We start from the raw sequence: 18,338 nt of genomic DNA, 5'->3' as shown, positions 1-18,338 counted from the left end.
TTCTAATTATTGGTCGGCTGGATTTGTTCACGGGCTTGGACAGCTCTTTGACACCGATTTGGGAGGCGGGAAGCCTACGAGAACCAAGGCGGAATGTTCACGAGATTCGACAGCACCAGGGCGGCCGGGGTGGGCACCGAGTCCTGGCGTACGTTCGAACCCATGACGTGCACCCTGAGATCCCGGTTGGTGGCCCGGTGAGCGGCTGGTGGGTCTATCTGGAGGAACGGATCCGTCGAGAGGTCGATGCCGACGTGCTGCGCGATCGCCGACTGTCGGCGGTCAGGTCCGTCTGGGAGGCGCTGCGCCCGCTGGGGTTTGGCCTGCACGAAGCCGAGCGGGTGGTCCACGCGCGATACGAGACTCTGGGCCACCGTGGGCAGCGCACGCCGCTTGATCCGCTGGATCTCCACTCGCTCGCAGCCCGCGCCGCGGCTCTCCCAGGCCGTGTGACGGCGGTGGAGGCACTCTGGGACGGCGATACAGTGCACGACTGATTCGTGCTCCTGGTCGCGGTGCTGGACGCCCCGGATGGGGAGGGCCACCTGGCGACTGTCTACCACCGATCCGACGGCCCTCCTCCTGGTGTTGTCGCCGCCGAGGCCGGCCGGGCGCTCGCCGACCGCCTTCGCGTGCCCTTCCACTTCGCGTCCCCGGACATTCCTGATGACGACGCCCCGCGCTGGAGGACGATCCAACGGTTGGAGGAAGGGCCGTGAACGGAGGCATGGACGGAGCGCGGCGACCCCAAGGAGGCCGGACGACATGGTGCCTCCCGTTCTCAGGTTCTGGCACAACTTCTGTGGTGGATCGTTCTCAGGCGGGAGACGGGCTGGTGGGCTCCGCGGTGTCGTCGACCAGCTCAGCGAGCTGCAGCAGAAGCCCGTACGTAGCCCATTCGGCCGTGGATGCGGAGGAAGTAGGACCGGCTGGAGCACCTGAAGATCTCTCGTCGGTTCACCTTGGAGAGCTTGTGCTCGTACGTGCTCGCCGCCTGCAGCAGGGCCGATTCGGCTTCCTCCGCGCTGCCGTCGAATTCCGCGAGCGTACGTGCGTCTCGATCCATCTCGCTGACACCGTCGACGGGTATGGCAAGCACAGTCCATCGGGACACCTTGAGGTCCGTTCTCTTCTGCACCGCCCACCGCGGCGCGCACCGCGCCAGTGAGCTCTTTCCAACCTCAGGCTGACGCGTGGTGGTGAAGGACGAGGACGGCCTTCACCACGTCGGTGATGCGGTTGGTGCTGCAGCGGAGCTTCCGCAGGAGCCGCCAGCCCTTGAGGGTAGCCATGGCTTGCTCGCCGAGGCAGCGGATCTTGGCGTGGGTGGTGTTGTGACGGCGCTTCCATCGCTTGAGACGGCGGCTCCGAAACGGGACTCGGACGGTTCCGCCAGCACCTTGATACGCCTTGTCAGCCCAGCATTTGAGTTCCGCTTCAGCGAGGGCTTCGATGATCCCGTGCTGTCGCGCGGCGGTGAGGTCGTGAGTGGAGCCAGGCAGCGCGGGCGAGGCCCAGAGCAGTCGGCCGAACGGGTCGGTGAGGACCTGGACGTTCATGCCGTGGCGTTTGTGTTTCCCGGAGTAGTACGGGGTGTCGGCGGCAATCCGGTCGATCGGCAGCAGGGTGCCGTCGAGGATGACGAACGCCTTCGCCCGGATCGCCTTCATCGCCTCGGCCAGGGACGGGGCGAGGTGGCCAGGATGTCGACGGCTTCGCGTATGTAGCGGAAGGTGGTCGCGATCCCGACGCCGAAACCGGCCGCGAGCTGTGCGTAGGTGTCACCGCGCCGCAGGTGGGCCAGGGCCAGCAGAGCCTGCCGCGCTGCGGGAAGCCGCCGCCACCGCGTGCCGATCTCCCTCCGCCTGGCTGTCAGTTGCCCGGTCAGGAACCGCAGGGTGCGGGTGGACATATCGATCGACGACGGGTAGACAAGCACACGAAGCTCCTGGCGAACACGGGTGATCTTGGTCGTGAACCCGTCTACCAGGAGCTTCCTTCATGCCCACCGCTGGGCTGCCGACCCAGCCTCCCGGCAGGTTGGACGAGGTGCATGGAATCGATGGCGCTCAACGCTGACCACCCACGGCCTGGCCACTCAGCTACCAGCGGGGCCAGATGAGCTGCCGAGCTGCCAGTGAGCAATGGAGGCACCAAACGGAACGATCAGTCGTATCCCTCATTCGCAGAGCATGTCCACCCGCTATCACGCACCAACTCGTTGGTGCGATCATCACCACATGAAGATCGATTTGCGTCGCATCAGTGCGGTGGTTGTTCTGCTCGTCGGCATGTCCCTGGCCGTGTGGGCCATCATCGGACCGCCCCAGGACTGGACGGGCAGCATGTGGTGGGCTCGTGCGGGACTGTGTGCGGGAGGTCTTGGACTGGTACTCCTCAGCTCGCAGCTGATGTTCCCGATCAACCGCAAGAAGGACAGGGACGCCGACCGGGACCCAACGTCCGCATGGGGATCCCTGGCCGGGCCGCTGGACGACCTCTTCTGAAGGGCCAGGGCGAGAGCGGGCGACGTGCGAGTCTTCACGCGTACCGCATACGGCCCTGAACACGGTAAACGCGAAGGAAGAGGATGCTGGTCAGAGCCCGTGGTTGGCGGCGTGGGAAACCCAGACTGACCGTAGCGCGGGTTCACGGCACTCCCGCCGCTCTCGCCGCAGACGACATCAAGTGCTGGGCCGACAAGGCATATCAGGGCGCGGGTCCTGCTGTCCGCGTCCCGATCCGGGGCAAGAACCTGCGCGGCTGGCGTCGTCGTCGCAACCGCGATCACGCCAAGATCCGCAGCCTCAGAGAACGCGCCATGGCAACCTTCAACTCCTGGCGGCTCCTGCGGAAGCTCCGCTGCAGCACCACGCGGATCACCGCCGTCGTCCGGGCCGTCGTCGCCCTCGAACTCACCACCTGATCAAGATGGAAAAGGCTCACTGCAAACGGTGGCTCCGCCGGCCATCAGCGACCGGTGACGCGGGGCAGCAGAGTGGACGTGGTGCATTCCCCGGACGGCGGTGGGCACGACATGGGACCGTCAGATATGGGATCGACGACGGTGGATGACGACGACGAGGGGCCGGCCTCGGCTGATCACCGCTGTGGGAAGGCACTGCTGTGTTACGCATCCACTTCACGTCAGAGGATCTGAGGCGGACCCGGGTCGCCGCAACCATCGGCGTGGCGGCAGAGACCTACCACAGTTTGGAAATGCTGAGGAATTCCCGCAACTCTTCTTTGCTCGACACCTGGCGGCTGTCCGTAGCCGGTCGGCTGGGACCGCACTCACGCGCGCTCACGTCGCTGCTCCCGGTGCGCGGTCCGGGCCTCGATCCACTGGCGCTGACGGGTGATCCGCCAGATATGGGCCAGGCCATGGACAATTTGCTGTCCACCACCGGTCCGCGGCTGAGGAGGGAGTTTGACGGTATCGACTTCCGGCCCGAGCACGTGCCCTGGGCGCGGCGACTGCGTGATGGGGAACGCGAAGCCCTGCAGGAGCTCGCCGACGCCTTGGGCACCTGGCACCGGCTGGCGGTGAAGCCCTTCTGGGGCCGGGGAAGGTCCGCTCTGGTCGCGCCTGTCGGCCCATTACGCGGATCTCGTGGTCGAGGGAGGTGTGGATCTACTGCTGAGATCGCTCATGGTTCCGGGGGTGCGGTGGTGCCCGCCGGTGCTGGAGGCGCCTTATCCGCGCCGAACGGAAGTCCGTTTACGGGGCCGGGGTCTGGACATAACGCCGGTGGTCTTCTCCCCTCACGGGGTGAGCTTCCTGTGGGATCCGCTCGACACCGCCCGGCCGCCCAGGCTGCTTGTCCCCGCCCTTCGTGAGCCGCTGGCCGATGACGGCGTTACCGCCCTCGACGGCGGTGCTGATCCGGGCATGGCCTCCCTCGTCGGCCGAACCAGAGCCGCAGCCCTCTTGGCCACCACCCGAGGCTGCACCACGACGGAAATGGCCCAGCGGCTCGGGGTTTCGGCCGCGGCAGCTAGCCAGCATGCCCGGGTACTCCGGGACACAGCACTCATCACCACCACTCGCCGCGGCGGGTTCGCTCTTCACCTCATCACGCCCTTGGGAAGCGCTTTGCTGAAAGCTCAGCGATTCAACCAAGAGGGGGTTTAAGGCACCGCTTAAGGCGTTGAGAGCCCGGAAGGCATCGGCCCATCATCTCCATGACCGGGTGCCATAGACCCGATCAGACATCACGCCGATCCGGGAGAAGCAAATCATGATGCCCCTCACCGCACGTCTCCTGCCGCTCGCCGCGGCGGTTGCCCTCTTAAGCCCATTGGCACTGACCAGCTCCGTGGCAGCCGCCCCTGCGCACTACCCATGCGGCAGCACCCCGCCCGACCTGGACCCCGTCCAGGGAACCAACAAAGCAAACGGCGTCAACATGCGTGCCGGCTCCAGCACTTCGTGTGCCAGCCGAGGACTGGCACACCTGAGCCACACGATCAACTACCACTGCTGGACCCTCGACCAGGACGGAGCCACCTGGACCTACGCGCGCAACCTGTCCACGGGCTACTCCGGCTGGATGCGCGACGACCTCCTCCGGGACAACGGCAGCAGCGTCCACTGCCCCCTCTGACCGGTCAGTCCACCGTCGACGGGACAACGGTCGGTCATGGACCAAGGCGTCCTTCAAGGCCTGGCCAGGACCGCGCCGCTGCCCCCACGCACATCGCCGCCACCAGGAGCGGGGGCGCCGTCTCCGGCACCATGCCGGTCGGCCGCCTCCAGCACAGCCGGTCGGTCCGACCCGCAGGAGACTGCGGGAAAGACCGACCGGGCCCGGCCGCAGATTCTGCGCTGCCCGGCGAATGAAGAGGCATGTGCCAAACTTCGACTCATATCCACTGGAAAGAGAGTCGGCAAATGATTTCTTACGACTGCCATGGTTTATCACGCATGAGGAATCGGGAGACGATGAAGAAGATTGCGTTGGTGACGAGTGCCACGGTGCTCGCGGGCGGTTTGCTGTGTGCCACAGGCGGCACAGCGCAGGCGGCCCCTGGGAACTGCACCACCTGGGCCTCCGGCAACAATCAGCGTTTCGGCCACGGCCACTGCGCCACCGGCACCGGCGAGTTCCGGTTGAGGGGCCGTTGTGACCACCGGTGGAGCCCCGACCCGTACTTCACAACAGGCTGGGTGCGCCCCGGCAACACTGTCACCGCCGACTGTCGCGACCTCGGCGTCGACCACAGGGCACACAGCATGTACCTCGAGTTTCGCTGAGTAGATCTACTGGCCCAGCTCCCCCACCAAGCCGGGCCCCGGACCTTTTGGTCCGGGGCCCGCCCCGTCGTCGTCAGCCGCACGCGGGCACGGCCACTGAAACGCGGAGTGAAACGCACCCGCTCCGCTCGCCCTTGCAGGCGTTCCTGCAGGTCAGAGTGAAACGCGGTGCTTCGTTTCACCCTCCTGTTTCAGGGGGCGTTTCGCTTACGGCTCCGGTCAAGCCGCCCACCCCGGTCAGGAGTGCAGGCGTGAGAACCATCCGCCGGACTTGGACCTGGGCTCGGCCTGGTCCTGCTCCTGCTCCTGCTCCTGCTCCTGCTCCTGGTCGTGCTTCTCCTGCCGACGGCTCACACCCCACATCTGGTCCAGGTCCGGCTCGAATTGCAGGTCGCAATCCCCGCACCGAGACGGATGCTTCTCCTGGGAGGAGAGCATCGGCTCACAGCGCAGCACGGTGTGGCAGCCCTCACCGCCGACGAAGATGATCGCGAGCTGGGTGGAGGGTTCCTCCCACAGGTAGCGGAAGCACTCGAATGCCTCCCCGTTGAGCCACTGAGCCTCGTCGACGAGGAAGGTACGGAGGCGTTCGGCCAGAGCGGTTTTCAGCAGACGGTCGAATTCGCTGGGGTGGCGCGGCAGCTCGCCGGCCAGGTCGAGCGCGGTGAACAGCTCGTAGCGCACCGCCCGGGCGGTGGGACGGGCCCGGAAGGTGACCCGGCGGACATCCTCGCCGGGTTCGAGTTCACGCAAGCAGGTGTTGACCGCGAGCGTCTTGCCGAAGCCGGCGCCGCCGTGGATACACATCATCGCGCGGGCGACCACCGTATCGCCGATGTTCTCCCGCGTACGACGTGCGCGCCCAACGTGATTCCGGCCAGGCAGTCGAGTCGGTGTGAGTGGTCAGTCCGTACTTCCGCGCACCAGCAGCGGATCGTCTCGTGGGAGATGACGACGCGCTCGGGCGTCAGTTCCTCGGCCTCGCGGAAGTTGGGGGGGGAAGCGGTGGCACAGCCGCGCGCAGTGGGAGATGATCTCCACCAGGTACCGGTGCCCCTTTTACCAGGACGGTGCGGACGACATGAGCGGAACCCTCACCGGCACGGTCAACCCCCAGGTCATCCCAGGCCGGCCAGCAAACGTGACAACGCCACGCGACGTGGAGTTGCTGCTCGTCGTCACCCACGAGGCGGGTAAGGACGTCTTCGCACCGTTCCAGGTCGCGCAATACCGGGACGAGCGGCCGGGGGGGCAGTGTAGCGGTGGTCGTACGAGGCAACTGACGGCTCCGGTTTGAGGCCTGTCGCCGTGGTGAGGGCGCGGGGCGCACGTAACGGGAAGGGCCGATGCGTGGCCGTTCCCACGCCCCCGTGAAGCAGACCTGGTCGGGCCGGCAGGTCGCCCAAGCGGTATCGGAGGAGTGGGTGGCCGAGGCCGCCTCTTCGCCGAAATCGTGCACGCACCGGGCCTGTCCAAACTCGCTGCTGCCCGGTTGCCGGGCGCGTCGTGGTGACAGGTCTCAGTAATCACCATCCCGTCGCGGTGCGGGCTCCCACGCCATAACCCTGGGCGCAGCTGTCTTATCCTACTAATTGCGCCGGTGGGTCTTCGGGTGGTGTGAACGCCCTCGACGATTTCTGCGGGGTACCGGGTCCGGGGTGTTCGCTGTTCAGTGATGCTATGGAGCGGTCTCGGGCGGTGCTTCGTACGTAAGGGGCTGAGGCAAGTGGAAGGGTGTCTGCTGTGACGCGCTCGGAGGACGGTGAGCTCACCATCCCGTCAGCAGCCATGGACGAGGTGTTCACCGCCGACAGGAAGATCGGGCAGGAGTTGGCCCGGGTGGACTGGTCGGCGACGCCGCTGGGAGAGCCGCAGGACTGGCCGCAGAGTCTGCGGACCGCCGTGAGCATCCTGCTGTCGTCGAAGTTCGCCATGTGGATGGCCTGGGGGCCGGAGCTTACGTTCTTCTGCAACGAGGCATACCGGCGCGACACGCTGGGACAGAAGTACCCCTGGGCGCTGGGCCGGCCCTCCAGCGTGGTCTGGTCGGAGATCTGGGGCGACATCGGTCCGCGCATCGACACCGTCCTGACCAGTGGCGAGGCGACATGGGACGAAGGGCTGCTGTTGTTCCTGCAGCGCTCCGGCTACCTCGAGGAGAGCTACCACACCTTCTCCTACAGTCCCCTGCGCGATGACGACGGTGTCGTGGTGGGCATGCTGTGCGTGGTCAGCGAGGACACGGAGCGGGTCATCGGGGAGCGCCGAATGGCGACTCTGCGCGATCTGGGATCCGATCCCAGCGTGGTGCGTACCGAGCAGGAGATGCTCGACTTCGCCGCCGAGCAACTCGGCCGCAACCCGTATGACCTCCCCTTCACCCTGACCTACCTCTTCCAGGACGATGGCAACGCTCGTCTCGCCTCGGCCACCGGGCTCGTGTCCACCGACCCGGCGGCAGGGGAGATCATCCCCGCAGGCTCCACCTCGCCCTGGTCGACCGATGCCCTGATGCGCGGCGAGTCCGTGCTGGTGTCCCTCGACGGCGAGCCGTCCATCGGCCTGTCCTCCGGGGCGTGGGAAGAGACGCCCGCCCAGGCCCTTGTCGTCCCCCTGCTCCAGCAGGGCGGGACACCGTACGGGTTCATGGTGGCGGGCCTGAACCGTTACCGCGTCCTGGACGAGGGCTACCGCGGTTTCGTCGAGCTGGTCGCTGGTCACGTGGCCACGGGAGTCGCCAGCGCCCGCAGCTACCAGGCACAGCAGCGCCGCGCCGAGGAGCTCGCGGAACTGGACCGGGCCAAGACGACGTTCTTCTCCAACATCAGCCACGAGTTCCGCACTCCCCTGACCCTGATCATGGGGCCGGTCCAGGAGCTTCGGCAGCAGCTCGCCGACGCAGAGCCGCGCCTGCGCGAGGAACTTGAGGCCGTCCACCGCAACGGGCTGCGGCTGGGCAAGCTGGTCAACATGCTTCTGGACTTCTCCCGCATCGAGGCGGGCCGGATGCAGGCGAGCTATGAACCGGTAGACCTGGCCACGGTGACCAGTGCGCTGGCGAGCGTGTTCCGCTCCGCCGTCGAACACGCGGGGCTGGACTTCCACGTTGAGTGCGAACCCCTGCCCGAGGCGGTGTATGTCGACCGCAGCATGTGGGAGAAGGTGGTCCTCAACCTGCTCAGCAACGCGCTGAAGTTCACCTTCGACGGCGCGATCCGCGTCGGTGTGGGCGTCCAGGACGGTGAGGCCGTGGTGACGGTCGCGGACACCGGGGTCGGCGTGGCGGCCGAGGAGATGCCGCGCCTGTTCGAACGGTTCCACCGCATCGAGAACGCACGGTCCCGCTCCAATGAGGGCAGCGGTATCGGCCTGGCTCTGGTGAAGGAACTGGTGGGCCTGCACGGCGGCACCATCACCGCCTCCTCCGCCGCGGGGGAGGGAACCCGCTTCACCATCCGGCTGCCCTTCGGCTGCGCCCACCTGCCCGCCGACGCCATCCGCACGAAGGCGGACACCGAGGCGTCCCCCGCCACAGCCGACCCCTTCGTCCAGGAAGCCCTGCGCTGGCTGCCGGGCGAGGAGACCGGCCCGGCGGCCGACGAACCGTGCGGCGTCCCTCAGGCCGACGACAAGGTACAGGCGAACCGTCTGCCGGTCCCGGCGCGAGTACTGATCGCCGACGACAACGCCGACATGCGCGAGTATCTGACCCGGCTCCTGCGCGGTGCCGGCTACCAGGTCCACGCGGTCAATGACGGGCAGCAGGCCCTCGACACCATCCGGATCGACGTTCCCGACCTCGTGGTCAGCGACGTCATGATGCCCCGTCTGAACGGACTGTCCCTGGTCAGCGCGCTGCGCGCAGACCAGAGCACCGCTTCGGTACCGGTGGTCCTGCTGTCCGCCCGCGCCGGACAGGAGGCGTCCATCGAGGGTCTGCGGGCCGGCGCGGACGACTACCTCGTCAAGCCGTTCGCCGCCGCCGAACTCCTCGCCCGTGTCGAGGCCAACCTGAAGCTGGCCCGGCTGCGCAACCACCACGCTCGTTGGCGCGCCGCTCTAATCGACTCGCTCCAGGAAGCCTTCTTCGTCTGTGACGAGGACGGCGCGGTCATCGAGATCAACACCTCCTTCACCACCATCCTCGGCTACGGCCCCGAAGACCTGCCCTACCAGCCGATCCACCCCTGGTGGCCGGACGAGGCCACCGACCCCGAAGCCCACCGTCAAGTCGCCGAGGCTTTCACGACCCTGACCGGCCAGGAGCGCGGCAGCTACACCATTCCCCTCACCCACCGTGACGGGCACCGCCTGTGGGTGACGGCCACGTTCAACCAGGTCCAGGACCCCGATACCGACCGCACCGTGATCGTCGGAACCTTCCGCGACGTGAGCGCCGAGCACTTCGCCATCCAGCGCGAAACCGCGCTGGCCGCCTTGAGCACACGTCTGTCCCAGGCCCCCAGCCTGCCCGAAGCCGTCGACGGCTCCCTTGAGGAACTGAAGAGACTGTGGCGCGCCCGGCAGGTGACGGCCGTGGTCTTCGGTACCGGTGACGCACCCGCCCTCGCCTGCACCGACACCTCCCTCACCTGGCAGGAACTGCCCGCCGAACGCCGTAAGGCGCTCTCCGGCCTCCGTGAACAGCCGGCGCTCAGCACCGTTCCGGGCCAGGGCGAGGCTACCGTTGTCCTGGAACACCCGGAAGGCGTCATGGTGTTGTGGGTCGATTTGGGCGAGCAGCGTCCCTTTACCGGTGAGGACCAGCTCCTGCTGTCCCTCCTGGCCGGCCACATCGCCCAGGGCCTGGTCCGCGCGCACCAGATCGACCAGCAGCGCGAGACCGCCATCGCCTTGCAGCGAGCCATCCTCGGCCCCTCCCGTCTGCCCGATGGCTTCGCCGTCCGCTACGAGCCGGCCACCCGGCCCCTGGAAGTCGGCGGCGACTGGTACGACACCATCGCCCTGCCCGACGGCCGCATCGGCATCGTCGTCGGCGACTGTGTCGGCCGCGGCCTGGAAGCCGCCAGCGTCATGGGCCAGTTGCGCAGCGCCTGTCGCGCTCTACTGCTCCAGGACGCCGGCCCGGCCCAGGCGCTCATGGCCCTGGACCAGTTCGCCGCCGGTGTCCCCGGCGCGGTGTGCACCACTGTCTTCTGCGGGGTCCTCGACACCGAAACCGGTCAGCTCACCTACTCGAGCGCCGGGCACCCGCCCGGCATCCTCGTCCAGCCCGACGGCTCCATCCAGCTCCTGGAGGGCGGGCGCTCGCTGCCGCTGGCTGTCCGTCCGGGCAACCCGCGCCCCGAGGGAAGCTGCACCATCTCGGCTCGCTCCACTCTGCTGCTGTACACCGACGGACTCGTCGAACGTCGCCGCCGCCCGCTCAGCACAGGAATCGACCAGGCGGGCGAGGCCCTGCAAGCCGGCCGGGACACCGCGATCGACGACCTCGCCACCGACGTCATGTCACGCCTGGCGCCCGCCGGCGGCTACGACGACGACGTCGCCCTGCTGCTCTACCGGCATCCGGCTCCGCTGGAGATGTCCTTCCCAGCGGAATCGGGACAGCTCGCTCCCGTCCGCAAGGCCCTGCGCGGCTGGCTCGACCAGTGCGACCTGCCGCCAGGCACCGTGCAGAACGTCCTTGTGGCGGCGGGTGAAGCGTGCGCCAATGCCATCGAGCACGGGCACCGTGACGCTCCGGGCGACACCGTCTACTTCCGTGCCGAGGCGTCCGTCGGCAACCTGCGCCTGATCATTGCGGACACCGGCCGGTGGAAAGTGCCGCAGCCCGAGCGCAACGCACACCGCGGCCGAGGCATGGGGCTGATGCGGGCCCTGATGCAGCAGGTCACTGTCACTCAAAGCCCGGCCGGAACCACCGTCGACATGCATACGAGGATCGCCTGATGACTACGCCCCTGACCCTGACGCCCGGTCGGCGGCCGGACGGAACGGCCGTGCTGACCGTGGCCGGCGAGATCGACATGAGCAACACGGGAAGCCTGGCGACCGCGCTCGACGACACACCCGGCCCCCTCGTCCTGGATCTGACCGAGGTCGAGTACCTCGACAGCGCTGGCCTGAGCGTCTTGTTCTCCCATGCCGACCGCCTCGAAATCATCGCAGGCCCGCTCCTGACCCCCGTCCTGACCATCTCCGGACTGACCGATCTCACCACGCGCCACTGAGGATTTCCCTGACGTGGAAGCCTGCCTCGCCTCAGGACGTGATTGTTCCTGCCCGAGGCGGGACAGGCTCCCACAGCGCCGGGGTAAATGGAGGATCGGCTGGCATGCTGTACCGAACACCCAAAAATTGCACCCGATTTCATCTTGTTCAATGAGGTTTGGGGTAGTGAGATCACCCGGGCGGGGTGAACCTGACCAGCCCGCATTCCACATGGTGAAAGCGGCTCCTTACCATGGGCATCACTGAGAATCCTAGACGGAGGAAACCGAGAGTGTTCGCGGTAGACGTCAGGCGGGACACGCGGGCAGTCGTATTCGCTCTGCGCGGGGATCTCGACTTCCACAGCGTGGTGCAGCTGTACGAGGCCAAGGAAACGGAACTGGCCACGGGGCGAGAAGCAGGGACGGTTGTGGTCGACTGCTCCCACCTCACGTACTGCGACTCCACCGGCATCAGCGCACTGCTGAAGCTGCACAACCAGCAGGCCGCGCAGAGCAAGGACCTGTGCCTGGCGGGGGTGCCCGCCTTCCTCGACCGCCTGTTCGTGCTGACCGGGTTGAACCAGATCTTCTGCCTGCATACCGACACCGAGGAGGCCCTCAACATGCACAGGGCTGCTCTCGGTACCGTCGTGCTCCTCGCCGACCCCGGAGCAGGGACCGGCGAGGAGCACGACAGATGACGGGCATACCGGACCAGCAGGCCTACCCGTCCGCCCAGGCACCCGCGGTACGTACTGCTGACACAGACACGGATCATGATCTGCGGGCGCTGTTCGGGCAATCGATGGCGGTCTTCGCCTCTATGGCGGGCCCGGCACACATGCTGGAGGCGGCGAATCCGGCGTTCTTCACCGCGATCGGCGGGCTCGAGCGCACCCGCACCGGCGTACCACTGGGGCAGCTGATGCCGGAGCTCGCCGAACAGGGTTTCATCACCTTGTTGGACCGGGTCTACCGCACGGCTGAGGCCTACACCGGCCGCGACGCCCGCGTCGTGCTGGGCGAAGGCGCGAAAGCCCGTGAGGCGTTCTTCGACTTCACCTACGAACCCCGCCTGGACGCCGGCGGCAATGTCATGGGTGTACGCATGATCGGGGTGGAGACCACCCAGGTCAAGCACGCGCAGCGACTGACGGCCGAGCACAGGGCACTGCTGGAGCAGATAGCCCGCCAGGCCCCCCTCTCCGAAGTGCTCGAAGGCATGGCCCGCACGATCCAGGACCTGGCGCCCGAGGAAGTGCTGGTGTCCGTCCTGCTCGCCGACGCCGACGGCCGGCATCTGCGCCACGGCGCCGCACCGAGCCTGCCCGACTTCTACAACCAGGCCATCGACGGCATCGCCACCGGGGAAGGCGTGGGATCCTGCGGCACCGCCGCGCACCGCCGTAGACCGGTGATCGTCACCGACATCGCCACGGACCCCTTCTGGGACGACTACCGCGACCTTGCGGACAAGGCCGGCCTGGCCGCCTGCTGGTCCACCCCGATCCTGGCGGGCGACGGCTCACTGCTGGGCACCTTCGCGATGTACCACCGCGTCCCGCGCTCGCCGCAGGACGCCGACCTCGCGCTCGCCCAGATCTTCGCCGACACCGCCGCCCTGGCCATCGAACGCCACCAGGCCGAACAGACCTACTGGGCGGCCAAGGTCCGTGAGAAGGCCGCCCGCGACGACCTGGCCTACCTCCTGCACGCCAGCACCACCCTGAGCGCCGACCTCGACGCCGTCCACACCCTCAGACGCTTGGCCGACGCTTGCACCCCGCGTCTGGCGCCTCTGTGCGTGGTCGACGTCATCGAGGGCGGCCGGGTGCACCGCGTGGCCGCCACCGCCCCCACCCAAAGGCAGCAGGACCTGCTCGACTCCCCCACTCCTGCCTACGATGCCGACGACACCATCACCCGCGTCCTGGCCTCCGGCGTGACCGAGGTCGCCCGCCGCGCTCCCACCGGCCCAGCTCCCTGGCAGGACCTCGGACTCACCGGCTACCTGTGCATCCCCCTCCTCGACCGTGGCAACGCGTTCGGCACCGTGACGCTGCTGTCCACCGGTGACCACGTTTTCGACGGGCACACCATCGCCCTGGCCGAAGAGCTTGTTGCCCGTGCCGCCCTGGCTGCGCGTAACGCCCGCCAGTACACCCACCGCACCGCTCTCGCCCGCGACCTGCAGGCTGGGCTCCTCCTGCCCGACCTGCCACAGGTATCCGGTGCGGAAGTGGCCACCTACTACCACCCCGCCGGTGAGGGACTCGACATCGGTGGTGACTTCTATGACGTCTTTCCCCTGGAGGGGGACCGGTGGGCGTTCATGCTCGGCGACGTCTGCGGGCGGGGCGCCATCGCCGCCACCACCACCGCCCTGGTCCGCCACACTGCCCGCGCCGTCGCCCCTCTCGTCCCGGGCCCCGAGGCCGTTGTCAAAGCGGTCAACCAAGCTCTGATCAATCGGCCCGCCGGACACGGCACCGGCTTCGTCACCCTTGTCTACGGACAACTCGCCCCCACCTCCACGGGTCTCGCCATCGAACTCGTCCGCGCCGGCCACACCCTCCCCCTCCACGTGGACAACCACCACACCGTTCGCGCCGTTGACGCACCCGGCCTTCTGCTGGGCATCGGACCCGACATCCACCTCGAACCTCGCAGCCTCCATCTGCGCCCCAACGAGAGCCTGGTGCTCTACACCGACGGCATCACCGAAGCACGCCGCCACGACGACGAATTCTTCGGTGATCAACGCCTCGCCGATGCCCTGACCGGCACACCGGACAGACCCACCCCGCAGCACCTGATCAACGCCGTCACCGAGGCCGTGTACGCCTTCACCGGCGACCACGGCATCGACGACGACCAGGCCATCCTCGTCCTCACCGCCACCGATCCCGGCTGAGGACGTTGCCACGTTCTCTGTCCGGCATGGGATGATCTTGGAATGGATCGTGCCGGAGAGGGCAGATCTTCCGAGGATCCCGCATCAGCCCCAACCGTATGACCCTCATCCCCAAAGCCGTCCTCACCCTGGAGAGGCAACGCTGAGAACGCTCAGTTGCGCCGTCGTGCCGGGGATGACGCCGCGCTCGGTGATCGTCGCGCCCGACGAGGGCTCCTTGACGGCGGCCGGCCGGGCCGGTGACGAGGACGTCCAGCAGACCGTGCAGACTCATGAGGTTTCCGTCCGGGTGATCAAGGGGTACCGGCAGCAGGCTGCTGCCGGCGGGCGAGCAACGCGAAGGGCCCCGACACGTGAGACGGGCCGGGGTGATCTCCCGGGCACGGCCGGGGAGTGACAGCCGCGCCCGCAACGGGGGGCGGCCGGCCGTCCGCCCGTATCGCCGGGCTCGCCGCCCGGTCCACGCCCGCTTCGGCCCCGTACCCCGGCCGCACGCCGCCGTCCGTCGCGCCGACACGGCCGCTCGTCGGCCGTCGCACCCCGTTCATCTCCGGATCGCACACAGTTGTGTCCGGGGCCCTCACAGGAGGGGCGCCAGCGTCTAGTCTTTGCCCGACCATTACACGGGCCTGCGCGCGTGCGGGCGGCAGGTGCGCCGCCCCGCGCGTCGCACCGGGCGGAACCGGGCACAGTCGACGGCACGGGCGGAGCGGGCAGCGGACGGGGCGGGCGGCGTGGGGCGATCCCCCTCGGCGCACGGCCCCACGGCACCAGGCATCGGGGGCGTACGTGGACGAGAACGAGATGTCTGTCTTCGGGGTTCCGGAGGCCGAGGAGGAGCTCTACCGGCACTTCCTGCGCAACCCCGGCACCCGCGCCGACGGCCTCCACCTCCTGCTGGGCTCCCGGCCCCGGGAGACCCGCGCGGGGATCGCCCGCCTCCAGGAACTGGGCCTGCTGCACGCCGAGGACACGGAGCGTCGCATCTTCCCCGCGGACCCCGAGGTCGCCCTCGCCCGGCTGGTGGACATCCGACTCCACGCGCTCCACCAGGAGCTGCAGCGCGTCACCCGATCACGGCACGTCATTGATGGTCTACGCGCGGAGCAGGGGGCCGGTACGCCGCCGCCGCAGGGCATCGAGCAGTTGGAGGGGCTCGCCCAGATCCGCGACCGGATCGACGACCTCGCCTTCTTCGCCCGGGACGAGATCCTCTCCGTGGAGCCGTACACCCGGCTGTCGGCCGAGAACATCGCCCGGTCCCGCCCGCTGGACCTGCGCTGTCTGCGGCGCGGGGTGCGGATCCGCAACGTCGTCTCCAGCGTGGCGCTCCAGGACCCGCCGACCGCCGCCTATCTGCGGGAGCTGGCCGAGCACGGGGCGGCGATCCGGGTGACGGCGGACACCACGGAGCGGCTGCTCGTCTACGACCGCCGGACGGCGCTCGTCCCGCTGGACCCGCGCGACACCTCGCGGGGCGCGCTCCTCGCCCACCGCAGCGGCCTGGTCTCCAACATCGTCTCGCTGTTCGAACGAATCTGGGACCAGGCGGACGATCTCGCGCGGGCGGGCGGCCCGGCCAGGGGCGGCGAGGAATCCGCGGCCCCCGCGCCCTCCGGGATCGAGCGGCGGGTGCTCGTGTCGATGTGCACGGCGGGCAAGGACGAGGCGGGCGCGCGGGAGCTGGGGGTGTCGGTGCGGACCTACCGGCGGCACGTCGCCGACCTGATGCAGACGCTCGGGGCGGCCAGCCGGGCGCAGGCCGCCCTGCTGGCCCGCGAACGCGGCTGGATCTGAGGCCCCGGGGGGGGCGGGGCCGGCAGGGGCCCACCGGGCACTCCCTACGGGCTCTCCCGGCGCTCCTCAGTCCAGCCGTGCAGGGCCGTGTCCGCCAGGACGCGGGACACCGCCCGCCGGACCGACGGCGCGTCCGTCGCCCCGGTCAACTCGACCCGCAGCACCACCCGGTCCCGGCCCGCCTCGACGTGGCAGACCCATTCCCCGGGGAGGAGCCCCAGCAGCCGTACGACGGTGGTCCAGCCGGTGGGGGCGGCGTGGTCGCGGCGTACGACGACGACGTCGGTCACCGCGGGCACGGCCCGGCCGGGGGTCATGAGCCCGTCCCCCTGCCCCCCGCGGGCCGGGAGGCCAGCACCTGCCGGGCCGCCGCCGCCAGGGCTCCGATCCCGACGGGCAGGGCGGCCCTGACGTCGGGGGCGAAACCGGGGGCATGGTTGGGCGGCACGGGGTCTCCTCCGGCGCGGGCGGTCCGCCAGGGGCCCGCCCCGGTGGTGCCGAGCATCCAGTAGGCCACCGGGACCCCGCCCGCCGCGAAATGCGGGAAGTCCTCGGTGGCCGGCGAGCCGGAGAGGTCCAGCACCCGGCCGGGGCCGAGCAGTTGCTCGTGGGCCCCGCGCACGCGGGCGGTCAGCTCCGGGTCGGGGACCAGGGCGGGCGAGCGGGCGGTGACGGTGAACCCGGGCGCGCGGGGGGCCCCGGAGGCGGCGGCCTCGGCCCGGACGACCCGTTCGGCGGCGGCGGTCAGCCGGTCGAGCGCGCCCTCCGTGAACGCGCGGACGGTGAGGGAGAGTTCGGCGCGGTCCGGGGTGACGTTGCCGCGTTCGCCCGCCCGTACGGAGCCCACGGTGAGCACCGCCTGTTCGGCGGGGGCGGTCGCTTCGGCCGCCGCGGTCCGCAGGCGCAGCACGGTGGCGGCGGCCATCAGGACCGGGTCGACGTTGAGGTGCGGGGTGGCCGCGTGACCGCCCCGGCCGTGGAGGACCGCCTCGACGGCGACGCTCCCCGCCATCAGGGGCGGCCCGCCGGCCGGCGCATGGGCGAGGGCCCCGGCGGGGAGTGGGGCGGCGTGCTGCGCCAGGACCGCGTCGGGGACGCCGAACCGCTCGTACAGGCGGCCCTCCTCCAGCAGGGACCGGGCCCCGTTCAGGGTCTCCTCCTCCGGCTGGCCGACGACGAGGAGCGTGCCGCGCCAGGCGTCCCGGGAGGCGGCGAGGAGCGCGACCGCCCCGGTGAGGGCGGCGATGTGCAGATCGTGGCCGCAGGCGTGCATGACCCCGGGGGCGGTGCTGGCGTACGCGAGCCCGGTCGCCTCGGTCACCGGCAGGGCGTCCAGTTCGGTACGCAGCAGCACGACCGGCCCCGGGCCGTTGTCCAGCACCCCGACGACCCCGTGGCCGCCGCCCACGGAACGGGTGACCGTACATCCCAGCGCGGTGAGCCGGGCGGCGAGGCGGCCGGCGGTGCGGTGCTCGTGGCCGGAGAGTTCGGGGTGGGCGTGCAGGTCGAGGTAGAGCTCGAGGGCGGAGCGGAGGACGGGGCGCGGCAGGGGGCCGTCCGCCCGGCCCGCGCGGGCCGGAGTCGCGCCCGGCCGAGGTGAGTCCGCCGGGGGTGTGCCCTCACGCACCGCGTACGCCGCGGGCCCGTCCGCCCGCGCCGGTGCTCCGCCCTCCGTGTGCCCGTCGTCGTCCGCGTTCCGCGTCGCTCTCGCCGCTGTGACCACCACGCACCTCATCTCTGCTCGACGAGCCTGCTCCGTACGGCTGTCACCTGCCGCTCCGCCCCTCTGCCACCGGGTGTCAGCGAGGTGCCAGCGAAAGAGCGGCGGATCTGACAGCGGCCGCCCCTGCAATGGGTCCAGCACCCGGGCGACGGGCCGGAACCGCCGGCCGGACCCCCACGAGACCAGGGAGATCACCATGGCCCCCAAGACCGAACTCACCACCCTCGCCGACGAGATCCTGGAGCTGGAGTCGGAGACCTTCGAGATCTCGGACTACTCCGACGCGTCGGAGGTCGTCCTCGCCGGCTCGACGTCCTGCTCCTCGACGTCGACCTGCTCCAGCACCACCAGCACCACCTCCTGCAGCGCCTGAGACCGCTGCCCGGCCCGCCCGTGCGCCGGTCCCCTCCGCAGGCCGGAGGGGACCGGCGCACGCGCGGTGCGGCCCCTTGACGGGAAGGAGGACGGGTC

The 18,338-nt window shown here is 69.4% G+C and carries 16 protein-coding genes and 4 pseudogenes; 14 read left to right on the top strand and 6 right to left on the bottom strand.

What is annotated here, in order from left to right; all coding sequences use genetic code 11:
- Positions 1 to 167: 167 nt before the first annotated feature.
- Positions 168 to 497, top strand: coding sequence for a hypothetical protein (locus AMK24_RS35350; RefSeq protein ID WP_338012708.1), 330 nt, complete (start codon positions 168 to 170; stop codon positions 495 to 497).
- Between the two features lie 3 nt (positions 498 to 500).
- Positions 501 to 719: a hypothetical protein gene (locus AMK24_RS35345; protein ID WP_338012707.1), complete on the top strand. Its 219-nt coding sequence runs from the start codon at positions 501 to 503 to the stop codon at positions 717 to 719.
- A 143-nt stretch (positions 720 to 862) separates the two neighbouring features.
- On the opposite strand, the gene AMK24_RS28225 is transcribed toward AMK24_RS35345, so the two are convergent.
- Together AMK24_RS28225 and AMK24_RS28220 are read right to left on the bottom strand one after the other, a co-directional pair.
- Positions 863 to 1,066: a hypothetical protein gene (locus tag AMK24_RS28225; protein ID WP_143203737.1), complete on the bottom strand. Its 204-nt coding sequence runs from the start codon at positions 1,064 to 1,066 to the stop codon at positions 863 to 865.
- A gap of 115 nt (positions 1,067 to 1,181) precedes the next feature.
- Positions 1,182 to 1,939: pseudogene (locus AMK24_RS28220) on the bottom strand (transposase family protein).
- A gap of 301 nt (positions 1,940 to 2,240) precedes the next feature.
- On the opposite strand from AMK24_RS28220, the gene AMK24_RS28215 reads away from it, so the two are divergent.
- From AMK24_RS28215 to AMK24_RS28195, 4 genes and pseudogenes are all read left to right on the top strand, one after another.
- Entirely contained in the window at positions 2,241 to 2,507 is a 267-nt protein-coding gene (locus tag AMK24_RS28215) for a hypothetical protein (RefSeq protein WP_143203736.1), read from the top strand.
- A gap of 182 nt (positions 2,508 to 2,689) precedes the next feature.
- Positions 2,690 to 2,926 (top strand): annotated as a pseudogene (locus AMK24_RS28210) (transposase family protein); the annotation flags it as partial.
- 1,393 nt (positions 2,927 to 4,319) lie between these two features.
- On the top strand, positions 4,320 to 4,607 hold the full coding sequence (locus AMK24_RS28200) for an SH3 domain-containing protein (protein ID WP_242435273.1): 288 nt from the start codon (positions 4,320 to 4,322) through the stop codon (positions 4,605 to 4,607).
- A 338-nt stretch (positions 4,608 to 4,945) separates the two neighbouring features.
- Positions 4,946 to 5,257, top strand: a complete 312-nt coding sequence (locus AMK24_RS28195; RefSeq protein ID WP_073771716.1) for a hypothetical protein — start codon at positions 4,946 to 4,948, stop codon at positions 5,255 to 5,257.
- A gap of 237 nt (positions 5,258 to 5,494) precedes the next feature.
- Here the strand turns inward: AMK24_RS28195 and AMK24_RS28190 are convergent, their stop codons facing one another.
- Together AMK24_RS28190 and AMK24_RS35480 are read right to left on the bottom strand one after the other, a co-directional pair.
- Entirely contained in the window at positions 5,495 to 6,082 is a 588-nt protein-coding gene (locus AMK24_RS28190) for an ATP-binding protein (RefSeq protein WP_338012706.1), read from the bottom strand.
- Positions 6,083 to 6,171: 89 nt separating this feature from the next.
- Positions 6,172 to 6,301: pseudogene (locus AMK24_RS35480) on the bottom strand (IS6 family transposase); the annotation flags it as partial.
- A 37-nt stretch (positions 6,302 to 6,338) separates the two neighbouring features.
- On the opposite strand from AMK24_RS35480, the gene AMK24_RS34450 reads away from it, so the two are divergent.
- The 7 genes and pseudogenes from AMK24_RS34450 to AMK24_RS28155 all read left to right on the top strand — a co-directional run bounded on the left by AMK24_RS34450 (position 6,339) and on the right by AMK24_RS28155 (position 16,144).
- Positions 6,339 to 6,554, top strand: a complete 216-nt coding sequence (locus tag AMK24_RS34450) for a hypothetical protein (RefSeq protein WP_206780349.1) — start codon at positions 6,339 to 6,341, stop codon at positions 6,552 to 6,554.
- 446 nt (positions 6,555 to 7,000) lie between these two features.
- Complete coding sequence (locus AMK24_RS28180; protein ID WP_073771714.1) at positions 7,001 to 11,170, top strand: SpoIIE family protein phosphatase; 4,170 nt, start codon at positions 7,001 to 7,003, stop codon at positions 11,168 to 11,170.
- Positions 11,170 to 11,451, top strand: a complete 282-nt coding sequence (locus AMK24_RS28175; protein ID WP_073771713.1) for an STAS domain-containing protein — start codon at positions 11,170 to 11,172, stop codon at positions 11,449 to 11,451. Before AMK24_RS28180 ends, AMK24_RS28175 begins: the two co-directional genes overlap by 1 nt.
- Before the next feature lie 272 nt (positions 11,452 to 11,723).
- Positions 11,724 to 12,134 (top strand): STAS domain-containing protein, encoded by a 411-nt coding sequence (locus AMK24_RS28170; protein ID WP_073771712.1) that lies wholly within the window; start codon positions 11,724 to 11,726, stop codon positions 12,132 to 12,134.
- The gene (locus tag AMK24_RS28165; RefSeq protein ID WP_073771711.1) at positions 12,131 to 14,347 is read left to right on the top strand and encodes a SpoIIE family protein phosphatase; all 2,217 of its coding nucleotides are present in this window, start codon (positions 12,131 to 12,133) and stop codon (positions 14,345 to 14,347) included. Before AMK24_RS28170 ends, AMK24_RS28165 begins: the two co-directional genes overlap by 4 nt.
- A gap of 62 nt (positions 14,348 to 14,409) precedes the next feature.
- Positions 14,410 to 14,493: pseudogene (locus AMK24_RS33435) on the top strand (IS5/IS1182 family transposase); the annotation flags it as partial.
- Between the two features lie 643 nt (positions 14,494 to 15,136).
- On the top strand, positions 15,137 to 16,144 hold the full coding sequence (locus AMK24_RS28155; RefSeq protein ID WP_079190661.1) for a helix-turn-helix transcriptional regulator: 1,008 nt from the start codon (positions 15,137 to 15,139) through the stop codon (positions 16,142 to 16,144).
- 44 nt (positions 16,145 to 16,188) lie between these two features.
- Here the strand turns inward: AMK24_RS28155 and AMK24_RS28150 are convergent, their stop codons facing one another.
- Both AMK24_RS28150 and AMK24_RS28145 read right to left on the bottom strand, forming a co-directional pair.
- Positions 16,189 to 16,461, bottom strand: a complete 273-nt coding sequence (locus tag AMK24_RS28150; RefSeq protein ID WP_073771708.1) for a hypothetical protein — start codon at positions 16,459 to 16,461, stop codon at positions 16,189 to 16,191.
- Positions 16,458 to 17,879: an amidohydrolase gene (locus tag AMK24_RS28145; protein ID WP_079190660.1), complete on the bottom strand. Its 1,422-nt coding sequence runs from the start codon at positions 17,877 to 17,879 to the stop codon at positions 16,458 to 16,460. The genes AMK24_RS28150 and AMK24_RS28145 overlap by 4 nt, the downstream gene beginning before the upstream one ends.
- A 184-nt stretch (positions 17,880 to 18,063) precedes the next feature.
- On the opposite strand from AMK24_RS28145, the gene AMK24_RS28140 reads away from it, so the two are divergent.
- Complete coding sequence (locus AMK24_RS28140; protein WP_018492818.1) at positions 18,064 to 18,240, top strand: thiazolylpeptide-type bacteriocin; 177 nt, start codon at positions 18,064 to 18,066, stop codon at positions 18,238 to 18,240.
- Positions 18,241 to 18,338 lie beyond the last annotated feature (98 nt).

This window comes from Streptomyces sp. CB02366 (assembly GCF_001905905.1).
Taxonomy (GTDB): Bacteria; Actinomycetota; Actinomycetes; order Streptomycetales; family Streptomycetaceae; genus Streptomyces.
The sequence above is the reverse complement of the archived record's forward strand: the minus strand, read 5'-3'. Positions and strand labels throughout refer to the sequence as shown.

Coding starts and splice junctions, on each gene's coding strand:
- AMK24_RS28225 (WP_143203737.1), bottom strand. CDS start 1,066: ATGGATCGAGACGCACGTACGCTCGCGGAATTCGACGGCAGCGCGGAG.
- AMK24_RS28215 (WP_143203736.1), top strand. CDS start 2,241: ATGAAGATCGATTTGCGTCGCATCAGTGCGGTGGTTGTTCTGCTCGTC.
- AMK24_RS28195 (WP_073771716.1), top strand. CDS start 4,946: ATGAAGAAGATTGCGTTGGTGACGAGTGCCACGGTGCTCGCGGGCGGT.
- AMK24_RS34450 (WP_206780349.1), top strand. CDS start 6,339: ATGAGCGGAACCCTCACCGGCACGGTCAACCCCCAGGTCATCCCAGGC.
- AMK24_RS28175 (WP_073771713.1), top strand. CDS start 11,170: ATGACTACGCCCCTGACCCTGACGCCCGGTCGGCGGCCGGACGGAACG.
- AMK24_RS28165 (WP_073771711.1), top strand. CDS start 12,131: ATGACGGGCATACCGGACCAGCAGGCCTACCCGTCCGCCCAGGCACCC.
- AMK24_RS28150 (WP_073771708.1), bottom strand. CDS start 16,461: ATGACCCCCGGCCGGGCCGTGCCCGCGGTGACCGACGTCGTCGTCGTA.
- AMK24_RS28145 (WP_079190660.1), bottom strand. CDS start 17,879: ATGAGGTGCGTGGTGGTCACAGCGGCGAGAGCGACGCGGAACGCGGAC.
- AMK24_RS28140 (WP_018492818.1), top strand. CDS start 18,064: ATGGCCCCCAAGACCGAACTCACCACCCTCGCCGACGAGATCCTGGAG.